Annotated in this window: 14 protein-coding genes; 4 read left to right on the top strand and 10 right to left on the bottom strand. The window is 37.0% G+C overall.

Translation table 11 applies throughout. The features are described from left to right. Window positions 1-143: 143 nt before the first annotated feature. From ACOMCU_RS03175 to ACOMCU_RS03155, 5 genes are all read right to left on the bottom strand, one after another. On the bottom strand, window positions 144-953 hold the full coding sequence (locus ACOMCU_RS03175; RefSeq protein WP_421049438.1) for a hypothetical protein: 810 nt from the start codon (window positions 951-953) through the stop codon (window positions 144-146). Next, entirely contained in the window at window positions 937-2,049 is a 1,113-nt protein-coding gene (locus ACOMCU_RS03170) for an MBL fold metallo-hydrolase (RefSeq protein ID WP_421049437.1), read from the bottom strand. Before ACOMCU_RS03170 ends, ACOMCU_RS03175 begins: the two co-directional genes overlap by 17 nt. Continuing rightward, on the bottom strand, window positions 2,042-3,703 hold the full coding sequence (locus ACOMCU_RS03165; protein ID WP_421049436.1) for an ABC transporter permease: 1,662 nt from the start codon (window positions 3,701-3,703) through the stop codon (window positions 2,042-2,044). Before ACOMCU_RS03165 ends, ACOMCU_RS03170 begins: the two co-directional genes overlap by 8 nt. A gap of 193 nt (window positions 3,704-3,896) precedes the next feature. After that, window positions 3,897-4,928 carry an ABC transporter substrate-binding protein gene (locus tag ACOMCU_RS03160; RefSeq protein ID WP_421049435.1) on the bottom strand — a complete coding sequence of 344 codons (1,032 nt, stop codon included), beginning with the start codon at window positions 4,926-4,928 and terminating at the stop codon, window positions 3,897-3,899. After that, window positions 4,925-5,890: an ABC transporter ATP-binding protein gene (locus ACOMCU_RS03155; RefSeq protein ID WP_421049434.1), complete on the bottom strand. Its 966-nt coding sequence runs from the start codon at window positions 5,888-5,890 to the stop codon at window positions 4,925-4,927. The genes ACOMCU_RS03160 and ACOMCU_RS03155 overlap by 4 nt, the downstream gene beginning before the upstream one ends. 137 nt (window positions 5,891-6,027) lie before the next feature. On the opposite strand from ACOMCU_RS03155, the gene ACOMCU_RS03150 reads away from it, so the two are divergent. From ACOMCU_RS03150 to ACOMCU_RS03135, 4 genes are all read left to right on the top strand, one after another. Next, entirely contained in the window at window positions 6,028-6,933 is a 906-nt protein-coding gene (locus ACOMCU_RS03150) for a LysR family transcriptional regulator (RefSeq protein WP_421049433.1), read from the top strand. Window positions 6,934-7,187: 254 nt separating this feature from the next. Continuing rightward, a complete protein-coding gene (locus tag ACOMCU_RS03145; RefSeq protein WP_010858716.1) occupies window positions 7,188-7,643 on the top strand; it encodes a PTS sugar transporter subunit IIA in 456 nt (151 codons plus the stop codon). Further along, on the top strand, window positions 7,643-7,906 hold the full coding sequence (locus ACOMCU_RS03140; RefSeq protein ID WP_010858715.1) for a PTS sugar transporter subunit IIB: 264 nt from the start codon (window positions 7,643-7,645) through the stop codon (window positions 7,904-7,906). The genes ACOMCU_RS03145 and ACOMCU_RS03140 overlap by 1 nt, the downstream gene beginning before the upstream one ends. Window positions 7,907-8,038: 132 nt before the next feature. Next, window positions 8,039-9,307, top strand: coding sequence for a PTS ascorbate transporter subunit IIC (locus tag ACOMCU_RS03135; RefSeq protein ID WP_010858714.1), 1,269 nt, complete (start codon window positions 8,039-8,041; stop codon window positions 9,305-9,307). Between the two features lie 162 nt (window positions 9,308-9,469). On the opposite strand, the gene ACOMCU_RS03130 is transcribed toward ACOMCU_RS03135, so the two are convergent. From ACOMCU_RS03130 to ACOMCU_RS03110, 5 genes are all read right to left on the bottom strand, one after another. Then, the gene (locus ACOMCU_RS03130; RefSeq protein WP_010858713.1) at window positions 9,470-10,075 is read right to left on the bottom strand and encodes an undecaprenyl-diphosphatase; all 606 of its coding nucleotides are present in this window, start codon (window positions 10,073-10,075) and stop codon (window positions 9,470-9,472) included. A 247-nt stretch (window positions 10,076-10,322) separates the two neighbouring features. After that, on the bottom strand, window positions 10,323-11,246 hold the full coding sequence (locus ACOMCU_RS03125; protein WP_421049432.1) for a D-alanyl-D-alanine carboxypeptidase family protein: 924 nt from the start codon (window positions 11,244-11,246) through the stop codon (window positions 10,323-10,325). Window positions 11,247-11,334: 88 nt separating this feature from the next. Further along, window positions 11,335-12,441, bottom strand: coding sequence for a sensor histidine kinase (locus tag ACOMCU_RS03120; protein ID WP_421049491.1), 1,107 nt, complete (start codon window positions 12,439-12,441; stop codon window positions 11,335-11,337). A 7-nt stretch (window positions 12,442-12,448) separates the two neighbouring features. After that, a complete protein-coding gene (gene vanR, locus ACOMCU_RS03115; RefSeq protein ID WP_010858710.1) occupies window positions 12,449-13,141 on the bottom strand; it encodes a VanR-ABDEGLN family response regulator transcription factor in 693 nt (230 codons plus the stop codon). Window positions 13,142-13,843: 702 nt separating this feature from the next. Further along, a complete protein-coding gene (locus ACOMCU_RS03110; RefSeq protein ID WP_010858709.1) occupies window positions 13,844-14,308 on the bottom strand; it encodes an ANTAR domain-containing response regulator in 465 nt (154 codons plus the stop codon). Between the last annotated feature and the right edge of the window lie 81 nt (window positions 14,309-14,389).

Here is a 14,389-nt window from a genome sequence, read left to right as displayed (position 1 = left end):
ACTGTTTATGCTAAAAAGAAAAAACTGTAGGCAAACTCAAATTTCTTTAAGTTTGTCTACAGAGTGAGGAGCTTTTATCATTCATAAAAAATCGTTTTGTTCAGAGCATTTACAGTCACCCCATTGACAAAGCTCTTCTTGCATTATTTGTCCATGACAAAGGCCGTTTTGCCACGCTGATTTGCACTTAAATAGCCAGCTGTTAGTAATTGGTCATGCCATAATTTTTCAATGATAGCTGCTTTGGCAGCATCGCTTTCTTTCGTAGATAGTTCTACTATGATTTCTCCTTGATAGTTCCAAACTTCAATATCTGCTTCATAACCGGCATAGCTTCCTTTATACGTTGTCGCCTTTGCAGGACCGTAAAATATAGTCTGTGATAATGTATTGTTATACCATGCTTCCGAATCCCAAGTTAAAATTTTCTTCGGAACGTTTTCTAAAATTAATTTCTTTGCTGCACTAGTATCCACTGTATCGTAGGAAACTTTAGAGGTTGCCTTTAATGACTCTTTTCTACTTATTGTGAACGTACGATTACCGCCCTTAATATCCAATTCAAATTTATAGTTAGATTCCGAGCCTGTGAAACCATGACTTTTGGTGATGGCAATTGCCTCATTTAGCGGGGTATTTAGCAATCTTTTTTTATACGTAATATCGATTTTATTGCTATCTTTATAGACACGTAAGCGGTTGTTATAGTCTGCACTTTGAAAGTGCTTACTCGGTGTATCGAAGTAGTAAATTTTCACTTCATCTTTTTTAGTGGCACTAAAAGTACTTAAGATGTTAGCTTCATTGAATAGCTCCGATTTAATATTATATTTAATCTCATGACCAGGTTCGATTGCTGCTTTCACCTGTGTGACACCCATCACGCCAATACTTAGTAATACAAGACCAATTAGACTTAGCTTCAGGGCCATTTTCTTAACATGGTTCATCATATATGTCATCCTCATTTCCTATAATTTTTAACAATGTAGTTTCTTTAGTTGTTAACTGACTGTGAAAATAGATGATTTCTTGAGCGTTTATTTTTTTCGATAGCTCTATGATGTCATGATAATCAGGATGTGTTTTGTAAAAAAACTGCTTCGCTCGATCTTGCGCTAAATTTTTTATATTACGGGCTTTCTTACAGTACCCAGTAAACATAACAATTGCTGTTGGAAAATCGGTCAGCAGTTTCGATATTATCGACTCGTCACGCTCTAGGACAAAATAGATGGCGTTCTCACTGACTACCTTAGTCTGCAAGCAATCACTGTTAAATACTTTCAACATTGTGTTATACGTTGAAAACAATAGATTTTCTGGCGCATCGACATAATCTTCAAAAAAGGTCAAGAATGCATTGTCTACACTTAGTTCTCTTACCGTATGCTGAAAAAGATAAGTCGCAATATCCGCGGTTTTTCCTGAAAAAGAAGATGGAAAAATAATCGGGCAACTTGAATTGGCATTGATAAAGTTCGTGATTTGCTGCAACACTTCGACATTCTTGATGCACTTCTCAATATGTCCGCTATCGATAAATGCTAAATCATACCCCCTATCATCCTCTGTCGGGAGAGTGGCCTTTAATAGATAGGAATCCACGACATAATCTCCTGAGAAAAATATCACCTCCTCTAAAAAGCGAATTTTGTACCATACACTGCCAATTACATGACCACTATAGCCCCATTGAAAGGACAGACTATCGCTAATAGTTAACCAGTTACCACTTGACTCTGGCTGAAATATTGTTATATTTTCATACGTTTGTTTGAGTTGATGCGCTGTCATTTTACTCATAAATATCTGTCCGTTGTAGCCCCATTTATCAAGTAACGGGAGTGCACCTACATGGTCAATATGCGCATGAGAGATAAACACAGCATCTAGCTTAGCCACATGGGCATGGGTTAAATCCGGGGGCGTTTTCTCATGATTATTCATCACACCACAATCCAGAAGAATGGCCCGCCCTTCATTTTCGAGATAAAAACAGTTACGACCATACTCCCCAACTCCCCCCAAAATTTCAACATTAAGCACTTGCATGTCCTCCCCGTTTTTGAAGCCAAGCTAATACGAACATAAACATTACTGTCATAGCGACTGTAATAACTGCAACAGCCATCCCTACGCCAACGTTTCCTTGCTCAAATTGGCTGTAGATAAATGTTGCACCCGTCTCAACAGAGGGTGGCAAAATAAGCAATCCTGCTACGAGCTCACGCATTGAAATAATAAAAGTCATCATCATGCCAGCAAGAATTCCCTGCATTAATAATGGAATAAAAATAGAACGATACATGTCCCAACTACTACGTCCGAAAATAGCGGCTGATTGAAAAATCGATTGATCCAACTGCGATAAAGATGATTTTGTATACTGCACAGAATAGGGTAAAAACAGCACACAATACGTCACAACTACCATCGCCTTCGTGTTATAAATAGTCGCTGGCAACCATGGTGCATTCCAAAACATTATTAAACCGACGACAAAGACAATTCCTGGTATGATATTCGGCATGAGACTAAAGAAATCTAACGCTTGCTGCTTTTTCCCTTCGCCTTTTTTAATATAGAGTGCAATAAATAATCCAATAATTGCCGTAATGACCGCTGTAAGTATTGAAAAAACAACACTATTTAGAAATGCCGATAAGCCAGCACTTCCACTTGTAAACACTGCCTGATAAGATGCTAGACTGAAATTACCGGCACTCAAACCATCTCCTCGTACTTTTTGCAACGAGGTTACAATAATTGAAAAATACGGAATAGCAATTGAAAACAGCAGCACCATTCCTACAAATAGCCATGAGCCTAGCTTGATATACCACTTATCTTTCATGTCGCGAACAGCAGGGGTTTTGCCAGAAAGCACGCTGTATGTATATTTACGTCCTATGAGATTTTGGAAATACCAGATAACTAGACACACTGATAGTAAAAACAAAGAAAGTGATGTCGCCATACTAATATCTACCGGCCATCTTGAAAGATAAGAGTGGATTTCTGTCGTAAAAACTTGAAAACCTATGCGACTTCCAAAGGTTGCAGGCGTCCCAAACTCTGCTAACGTTTTGATGAAAATTAGCAATATGCCTAGAACATAGCTTGAAACCAGTAAAGGCAAAACAACCTTTGTCCAATTGCGCCAAGAGCTACGTCCAAAAATTAGTGCAGCATCTAAAAATGAACCATTGATCCTTAACAATGTATTTTTCAACATTAAGTATAGAAAAGGAAACAGATGTAGACTCATAATCATGACCATTCCAAATAAGGAGAAAAAGGTATTGGACAGCCATGTTGCACTTGGCATTAATTGCTGTAAAAAGCCATTATTCTGCATAAACAGTATCCATCCCATAGAACCAATATAAGGTGGTGTCATAAAAGGAATAGTTAAAATAATATCTAACCATTCAAATTTATGTAAACTCGTTCTTGTACGAATCAATGCCATTGGCAAGGCTAATATCGTTGTGCCCAAAATTACTAACAAACCTAATAATAAGGAGTTGCCCAGCGTATGCCATAATCTATCATTAGCAAACATTCTATTAATCTGCGAAACATCTAAATGCCCATCATTGACAAATGTATAATAGACAATAGCTATTAATGGCGCGATAGCAAACGTTGCGACAATCGTCAGTAATAAGCCAAAAGTGCGTCTGCCTTCCATTATCATTGTTGCTTCATTCCTTCCTAAGAAAACATGGGTGGAGCTATACCTATTAGCAGTAAGTGAAAAATTCACGCCCCCTGAGGGACAACAAACTGGCAAGATCCCACAGATGTGGTTGCATCGTGCAGACTCGCCATCCCCCGCTGAAAATGAGCGCTTTCTTTCTATGGAAATTGTTGAACTTTACATTTGCCTCTTATCGAAAAATATCATTAAATTTAGTTAAAATATCAAGTTGCTTTGCTTCTGCACCTTTCCAGTTCACATTTAACTGTGGAATTTCATCCAATGCTGCACGGTCTTTCACAGGAATTTCGTTATTGCCGGGTAGTAAATAAGCATCTGTGACCAGTTTTTGTCCTTCAGCTGACAGTAAGAAATTCACGTAAGCTTTAGCTCCTTCAACATTTTTAGCATCTTTCATAATGCCCACTGCTCGCGGAGATACAACTGTTCCACTCTTCGGATAAACAATTTCTACTGGCTCACCACTAGCTTTGGCTTTGTAGGCCATATAGTCTACACCTGAGATAGTTGCATTTTTATCCCCCGTAATCACAGCATCTAGCGCTTCCTTATTTGCCCCATTCACTTGTAGTCCATTCTTTTTCCATGATTGGATTGTATCCCAAGCAGTTTTTTCTGCCTCCACATAGCCGTACAGGAAATCTACCGCAGAACCTGACAAACTTGGATCGGGGATATTAATCTTATCTTGCCATTCCGTTTTTGCTAAGTCTGCCCATTCTGTCGGAGCTTCTTTTGTATTTTTCGTATTGTAAGCAATCCCTAAGGCCGATGCACTATAGCCAAAGTAATAACCGTCTGCATCTGACCAATCGCTATTAATTTTAGTTGCATTTTCAGCTTCTTTATAGCTTTGTAGCTGATTTGATCCCTTTAATCCGTCCATTGATGCAACGGAAGCTAATACAACAACGTCTGCCACAGGATTATTTTTCTCTGCCTCTAAGCGAGATAAAATTTTCCCCGTCGTCCCTTGAAACATTTCTACTTTCATACCTGTTTTCTCTTCAAAGGCTTGCTGAATATTTGTTGCCAAACCATCTGGACCAGCGGAATAGACCGTTAATGTTTGAACTTCTTGCGGCTTTGCTTTCGCTGCATCATTACTGATACTTCCCGCAGATTGATTATTTCCGCAACCTGCCAATGTTAAAGCTAAAAGAACGCCTGCTGTTGCTAGTAAGTTAAAACGTTTCTTCACTGTAAACCCTCCAATTGATAGATTTGTTTTTTATCTACAAAAACTTCAAGTTGCTTGCCCTGTTCAAGTGGCACAGCTTCATAAAAGCTCCATTGCTTGCCTTCTACTTGCGCCTGCACCAAATAACGATCTCCAACAAAAGTACTTTTCACAATCATCGCTTGCTTGGCAATAGTTCCTGGGTGTTGATGCCTCGATACACCTTCTGGTCGCACAATATGGATACCTTTATCCAACCAATTAACTTTCCCAATAAAATCCGCTACATACGGTGTTGCAGGTGCATGATATATTTCTTCAGGTGAACCAACCTGTGCGATTCTACCTGACTCCATCACAATAATTTGATCTGACATTGTCATTGCCTCTGTTTGATCATGGGTCACAAAAATGGCCTGACAATCTAGTTCATGAATAATATGCATAATTTCATCTTGCATTTTTTCTCTTAGCACTGCGTCTAAAGCGGATAATGGTTCATCAAATAAAATTAGCTTTGGATTTGTGGCCAGTGCCCGTGCCAGCGCTACTCGCTGTTGCTGTCCACCTGATAATTCTCCCGGTTTTCGTTTTTCAAACCCCTCCATGTTCACCAATCGCATCACATACGCTACCCGTCCAGGGATTTCTGTCTTTGGCACGATTCCCTTTAAGCCAAATGCAATGTTTTGGAAAATGGTCATATGTGGCCAAAGGGCGAAATCCTGAAAGACCATGGCGATATTGCGCTTATTTGGCTTCACATTTTTGCGCAGCTTAGAAGAATAAATAATCGTGTCATCAAATGTGATTTCACCATTTGTTGGTCTTTCAAGACCTGCTAATATTTTTAATAATGTTGTCTTTCCACAGCCTGATTGTCCCAATATGGTGATGAACTTACTATCTAACTCCACATTAATTGGCCACAGCGCTTGTGACTGGCCATATTTTTTCTCTATATTTGTCATTGAGATTTTCATCGTATCCTCCTCATCTATCTCTACTATAAATTCCAGATATTTAGAAAATATTAACCTACTATTAACATGTCGTTAAAAAAATTCTAATAAACTAAAGCAAATGCAATACTTTATCTAATTTACTTTAGGAGGTTAAAATGAATCATCTAAAATTACAGGCATTTTGCCTACTCGTAGATTTTAAAAAACTAGCTCCTGTCGCTAAAGAGCTAGGGATTACACCCCCCACTGTATCCTTCCATATTCGCTCGATTGAAGAAGAATACAGCGTGCGCTTATTTCGTACGAATGCAGGCGGCTATCGCTTAACGGAAGCAGGTGAAGGGCTCTATCACTATGCACGCCAAATCGTGCAATTACAACATGACATGGATCGCTTCTTTGAAAAGCTTTTGGCCGGACATATTGGCTCCATCCGACTAGGTGCAAGTGGACTACCTGCGCATATTTTTATGCCTGATATTATTCATCAAATTTCCACGGCTTATCCAGACATTCGAATTTCCTTAGAAGTAAAAACAGCACCTGAAATCGAAAACATGGTGGCCCTTCAGGAACTCGATTTTGGTTTGATCATGGAAACAAAACAACAACATCCATCCCTCGTCTATGAAACGATTGGCGAAGATTCGCTCGTATTAGCTTTAAGCCCTAATCATGAGTTGGCAACAAAAAAAGACATCTCAAAGTCAGATGTCCTTAAAAACAAAGTATTATTGCACACTTCATCCAGTTCAACTAATCATTTTATCGAAAAATGGATGGATCCTTTCCAGCCATCCTTTTATACGATTGAACTTGATTCTGTCAGTACCATTAAAAAGATGCTTACCTTTGGAAAAACCATTGCTTTTCTATCAGTTGCTCTTCTTGGGGATGAATTAAAATCTGGCCTATTGATGAAGAAAGATTTGCATGACATGACACTGACACGAAAAATTCAGCTCGTCTATCCTAAATCAAGATTAGACAATAAAATCGATGAATTTGTAAAAGAATCAATCTACGATATAGCTAGAAAAATGAATGCCATTCATTCATAATGCCCTCTTTCTACGCTCGTTCCACAAGACTCGCAGGTGCTCAAGCAACTGCGAGATCACTTGCTCGTTAGGATTGCGCGTACATCATACTACTATTGATAGCCTTTGACACATCTTGGTCATTGTAAAAACCACACCCGCCAGCATTCAACAATTTCTCTAAAAAATTTCCCCAGCCTGACATAATTACCTAACTTGCATTAATAACATAGATAGAAGTCTTTTGGATACCAATGGGAAGGAGGTATGACAATTTGCTTTCCGAGTTATTGAATAAGGAAACGATTCAAATTGCTCACAAGGTAGACAGCTGGAAGGATGCGATTCGCTTAGCTTCATCGCCATTATTGCAGCAACAGAAAATAGAACAGCGCTATTTAGAAGCGATGATACAGGCTATTGAAGAACATGGTCCCTATGTAGTGCTAACACCTAAAGTTGCGATTCCCCATGCGCGACCAACTGAAGGGGTCAATGAATTATCAATGAGCTTATTAAGCTTACAAAACCCTGTACATTTCGCACCAGATCAACCCGTTTACTTAATCATTGTCTTAGCGGCAATAGATGATGCGTCTCATTTACAGGCATTAGTCGATTTAACGCAAGTTTTACAGGAACCCACCCAAATCGACAGCATTATCGCTTGCCAGCATCCAGAAAACATTGTTGAAAAAATAAAACACTACGCTACAAAGGAGCAAATATAATGAAGATTTTAGTCGTATGTGGAAATGGATTAGGCAGTAGCTTCATGATGGCATTAACTGTTAAAAAGGCACTGACTGAACTCGGAAAAGAAGCCGAGGTAACACATACAGATTTATCAACCGCAACGGCAGAACAAGCAGATCTGTATATTGGCGCAGGAGATATTATGGATCAATTAGATGATGGCATGAGGAAAATTGTACGTATCGTTAATATGATGAGCATTTCAGAAATTAAATCAAAGCTTGCACCGTTGTTATAAAGTGCAACGTTAATCTGTGGGGTTGTGACTTCAAAAATGACATTGCCTCCATTTATTACATGTTGTAGTAAGTGGCTTGGCATCCGTTAGTAAGGGATTTTAAAAAATATTTGGATAGAATGAGGTGTTGGTATGTTAGATGTTATGATGAATGACATTTTAGGTACACCAGCAATACTAGTCGGCCTTTTCGCCTTTGTCGGCTTACTAATCCAAAAGAAATCCGCTTCAACCGTTCTTTCAGGTACGTTAAAAACAATTATGGGCTTTGTCATCCTTGGTGCTGGAGCAGCCGTGTTAATTGGCTCTTTAACGCATTTTAGTAAAATGTTCGATTTTGCCTTCAATGTGCAAGGGGTTATTCCAAATAACGAAGCCATTGTAGCAGCGGCTCAAACGAATTTTGGTACTGCCACTGCAATGATTATGGTATTCGGTATGATCATGAACCTACTGTTAGCGCGATTTACGCCTTTAAAATATATATTTTTAACTGGGCATCATACATTATTTATGGCGTGTTTAATCGCAGCTTCCCTTTCTGTTGGTGGTATGAGTGGTGCTCCGCTCATTATTGTTGGCTCTATACTATTAGGGATATGTATGGTGGTGTTCCCTGCCATTTTACAACCAACTGTACGTCAAATTACAGGCAGCGATGATTTTGCTGTCGGTCACTTTGGTAGCATTGGCTATTATGTATCGGCTAAAATTGGTAAACTCTTTGGAAATAAAGCAAAATCAACTGAAGCTATTAAAGTACCAAAATCTCTAGGCTTTTTAAGAGATACATCGGTTGCCGTTTCCTTAACAATGAGCATATTTTTCATCATTGTGGCATTGTTTGCTGGTCAATCTTATATTGAAAAAGAATTATCAGGCGGCTCTAACTTCATCGTCTTCGCAATTATTCAAGCCATTACTTTTGCAGCAGGAGTATACATCATTTTAGCAGGTGTACGCATGCTCATTGCAGAAATTATCCCTGCATTTAAAGGGATTGCAGATAAGCTCGTTCCGAATACCAAACCTGCATTAGATTGCCCAACGATTTTTCCATTCGCGCCAAACGCCGTGATTATCGGCTTTTTATTTAGCTTCCTGGCTGGTCTATTGTCTATGTTTGCCCTCCCTCTTATTGGGTTAAAAGTTATTGTGCCTGGTCTCGTACCCCACTTCTTCACTGGTGCAGCTGCGGGGGTCTTCGGGAATGCAACGGGGGGGCGAATCGGCTCCATGGCAGGTGCCTTTGCCAATGGCTTAATAATTAGCTTTATTCCAGCCATCCTGCTGATATTTATGGGGGATATTGGTTATGAAGGAACAACTTTTGGCGATTCAGACTTCGGTGTAGTAGGTATTATCATTATTAATATTCTAAAATTATTTGGAGCGGTGTAAATGAATTGGTTAGGAAACGAAACAAATTTTTTGCATCAAATGTTAATCGTTTAAATAGACAAAGGGGCCTTAGTAGCCCCTTTTTAAAGTGGATTAGATGTGACTTTTAATGCACAGATTAATTATTCTTAATATAGTAACTTTAATTTTAGTTCATATTATCTAGACTTTCGATTTTTTTAGCTTGCTGAAGTTTGCGATGATTACTTTTTCAATGGCTTCGTATTTAGTGATGACGGTTGTTATAAATGTTAATTTTGGCACTGTAAAGTAAATGATGCTTGCACAAGTAATACCAATAACAGCACCTACAAAAACATCTAATGGATAATGCACGCCTACCCAAATACGTGAAACGCCAACTAATATCGCTAACAAAATCCAGCCAATCCATCTTCCTTTTTTAAACAACCAAAATGTCATACAAAATGAAAAAAATAAAATAGTATGATCGCTAGGGAAAGAATTATCAATTGCTTTTTCGATTAATTGATTGGTATTTGCAAGCACAGCAAATGGTTGGTGATTAAAATGCAATAATCCTGCAAACTTCCCTATAATTTCAGCCAAAATGAACGCAATACCTGCGCAAATAAGCATTATTTTATTTTCTTTATTTTTCGTAAACCACAACAGTATAACAAAAATAGCTAAGAAAAAAACTGTATATTCAGCAATGATAATCATTGGTAAATTGATGTATGGAAATTCTTTCCCTAGACTATTAATCATTCTGAATAAATTATTATTTATTTCCGATATATTCAAGATTCTCTCTCCTTTTAAGCTTTATACAGCTATGTTAAGGAAAAAGATATCGATGAACCATCGTTTAGGATGACAATAAAAAGTTTAGTCTAACATTATTGTCACTTTGACTCGAAACTTGCTTATTTCTGCTTGAGGTAGGTGTCCTACTGACCGTTAATGTGGGAAAAAAGAGACCCTCCATTGTCATTCTCAAATGCTTGTTTCCATAATTCACATTCACATGTATCCAATATAGTTAATGCTTTTACAAGCCACTATACACCGAAAATGCATCCGTAATATTAAATTGTTCGGTATGATGGTCACCCTCAGCTCCTACTGTAACGAGGATATATTCTTGCTCATTTATGACAGCTAGACTTGCTAGACATAAGCCAGCTTTTTCTGTATAGCCTGTTTTGCCGCCGATAATCTTTCCTTTAGGTAAGTCACTTGAACTAATATTTTTGAACATGCGATTTGTAAATGTTATGCCTTCTGGATGCAGATTGGTCGGGGATGTAGAGTACCTTTGTGCTGTGTACACATCACGAAATATGTTGTTTGTTAATGCATATTGTAGAAGTATTGAAATATCTTTAACACTTGTATAATGGTCATGGTGATGGAGGCCAGTTGCATTCGTAAAATGCGTGTCTTTCATCCCTAACTGTTGTGCTTTGTCATTCATGAGTTTGACAAATTTTCTCTCTGACCCTGCTACAAAATTTGCTAAACCAATAGATGCTTCTGCTCCAGATGGCAACATCGAACCATAAAGTAAATCCTTAGCGGTTACCTCTTCATTTGCAAGGAAGCCTGCCATTGAAGCATTTTTTTTATATAAATCTGCAAATATACTTTGATGAAGAAAAACCTTTTCATTTAATTCCGTTATATTTTCAATTGCTACAAGTACAGTCATTATTTTTGTTAAAGAAGCCGGATAAATGACTTCTTCACTATTCTTGTCCAGTAAAATTTTATTTTCATCCAAATTGACTAATACAGCATTTGAACTGTGTAAATCAATATCCAAACTTTCATCACTTTTCGTTGGCATCTCCATCTGAGGCGAGTCCAAAATGTCTTCCATTGGATTCTTCGAATTTTCTTTTACAAATAAAATAAACATTAAAATAATGACTATGCTTAACAAGAGACTAAATATACTCTTTTTCTTTAACATAAAAACAACTCCTTTTCTCATTGTCTCTATTGAAACATAGAAAAAGGAGTCCTTTTTTAATAATCCATTATAGAAATCTTAAGTTTTCTTAAGAATGTGGAATTTGTACTGTAAACACTGTGTTGTCATCGTTACTCGTTGCAGATATACTTCCGCCATGGGCGACAATAATCTCATTGGCAATCGCCAGTCCCAGCCCCGCACCACCTGTCTGTGTAGACCGGGAAGAATCTAAGCGATAAAATTTTTCAAAAATCATCTCTAACTTTTGAGGAGGAATTGCCTTTCCCCTATTTGTAAATGTAATGATTGTTTGGTCTATTACATTTTCAGCACTAATTTCAATGGTACTGTTATCATCACTGTATGCTATGGCATTTTTAAAAATATTATTAAATACCCTTGCTAACTTATTGGCATCAGCTAAAATCTGAATATCCCCTTGAATATTCACAACGGCTTGCTGTCCTTTTGGCGCTAACAAAGGATAAAATTCATCTGCCAATTGCAGTAACATATAGTTTAAATTAATGGCTTCCTTATCTAAAATAATGGACTGCAGGTTAAATCTTGTAATTTCAAAAAATTCATTGATTAATTGCTCAAGTCTATATGATTTATCTAATGTAATCTTTGCATATTTTTCTTTTTGCTCGACAGGCATATCCTTCGCTTCATCCAACAGACTCAAGTATCCAATAATGGATGTCAGAGGTGTTTTGATATCATGCGCTAAATAAACAACAAGATCATTTTTTCGTTGTTCAGCTTCTTGCGCATCCTTTGCCCGTTTTTCTAATTTACTTTTCACAGTATTTAGCTTCTTTTCCATGAATTCAAGCTCTGAAGGGAGTCGTATCTCTTTATCTGATTCATCAGAAAGCATCGTTACACCTGTACTAATCAAAATAAAATAACGGGTAAAACGAGAAAGAGCTACATAAAAAATGACCAGAAGTAAAATAATGAGTCCGATAGCTAACCATAAATGTTTATTCTGCTGAAATAATATTCTGTACGCATTTCGTGCTGCGTAATAGTCTAACTGAAGTACATCCTCACAAAATCTTATAAACCAGTCCGCAAAAGGTGCTTGTAACATACCATCAATTAAAGTGTAGTTGATAATATAACCAATAATCATGGTCAGTACTAATATGAAGATAATTTGTAGAATAATTTTCCTTTTTAACATTCCAAACTCATTTTTCAATTGTATAGCCCACCCCCCACACGGTTTTAATAAATTTTGGTTTTTCAGCAGAATCGTTCATTTTTTCTCGTAAATGTCGAATATGAACCATCACCGTGTTATTACTGTTAAAATATTTTTCTTTCCAAACTTCTTTGAATAATTCTTCTGAGCTAATGACTCTACCTCGATTTGAGCTTAAAAACCAAAGGATAGAAAACTCTGTAGGCGTAAGAGCTAATTGTCTCTCATTTAAGAAAACTTGCCGTGTATTGTGATTCAAGACTAGACCTGCAAAGTCAATAATGTCTTCATTTTGTTTTGTATCCTGATTATACTTAGTAAATCTCCGAATTTGAGCTTTTACACGAGCAATTAATTCTAATGGGCGAAAAGGTTTTGTTATATAATCATCTGCTCCTAACGAAAAACCATTTATCTTATCAATTTCCTCTTCCTTCGCAGTTAGCATGATCACCGGAAAATTAAATTTTTCTCTAATTTTCCGCAAAATAGTAAAACCATCAATACCAGGAATCATGATATCAAGAATGGCAAGATCCAACTTTACTGTGTCAATACAATGAAGGGCTTCTTTTGCTGTATAAAATTTAAAGACGTTGTAATTTTCATTTTTTAAGTAAACCTCTATTAAATCGGCAATTTCCTTCTCATCATCAATTACTAAAATATTTATACTCACTATGTTGTTCTCCTTAAAATAGTTTAAACCAAGAATTCACTCTAATATAAGTAGGTGCTGACCTTATTATTTCTATTCATCTCCCGTGACATATTATCATAAACATCGAAGTATATCACTGCTTTCAATATACTTGTCATTTAATCACTTTCTTCTTATGGCTTGCCGAAAGCAACACCCTGGATTCATCCATTTTTTGTAATTATCCAGTTAAAAAATAAATACCCCCTATCCTCTTTCCACATCCATTAAACCAAATAATTTGAAAATTTTTAAGTTAATACATAAATCTTCATAGTTATTTTGAAATTCTTAAGTACTTCTTAAGATAATCTTGATCCCAACGTTAACAATCAAGATGCCTGCTCCATGTGGAAAAATCAAAACGGCTACAGTGAAGAAGATCCCAACGGATTGGAATTTCAACTTTATATTTGTCATTCTTGTATCTTTGTTTCTTCGTTAACCAGTACAGCAGCTACAATACTTTCATATGGATTCAAAGTTATTACTTCAACTTTAGCTTTATTATTTTCATCTATAAGTCGTTTCAAAATTTAAACCTTTAATTTTATTTGGTATCACTTCAGTGTCCAACAAATGGATTGCAGGTTCTATGAGGCAAAAAAACAATGCTGCAATTTAAAAAATTCAATTGCAGCATTGTTTCTATTTTGGTCCCGCAAGTCGCCCGATAGCTGATTACTTTCCATCAAGTTGCCCTTTGGCGCGCTCAATCATTTTTCGCTTTTGAATCTGTTCTTGTGTGAGTTGTAAAGTTAGCTTTAGCTTCTGTGTCCTCTCAGCTTGTTGAAGTGCAATGATGACTGCTGAAATTAAGCTAACTTCAGAAACTGGTTTCACTAGATAACCCATAACATTATCTTGCTTAGACTTTTCTACAAATTGTTTTTGACTATATGCAGTAATCAACAACACTGGTATATCCAGTTGACGACCAATAACCTCACTTGCTTTTAAACCATTTAGTTTTGGCATGTCTATATCCATTAACACAAGATCTGGTTTTAATTTATAAGCAAGTTCAATCGCTCGATCCCCATCTCCTGCTTCTCCGACTACCTCATAACCGTGATTCCAAAGCATTACTTTCAAGTCCAGTCTGATAATTGGTTCGTCTTCAGCAATCAGTATCCGTTTTTTCATAAAACACCACAACCTTTCTGAACAGAAAAATGATTATAGTATAATTAGTGTCATCAACATTGTTTTGCTTGAATTAATCAG

It is taken from the genome of Lysinibacillus sp. UGB7, from assembly GCF_049058285.1.
Taxonomy (GTDB): Bacteria; Bacillota; Bacilli; order Bacillales_A; family Planococcaceae; genus Lysinibacillus; species Lysinibacillus sphaericus_B.
Note: the sequence above shows the minus strand (reverse complement) of the source record. Positions and strands in the feature narration are given on the sequence as shown.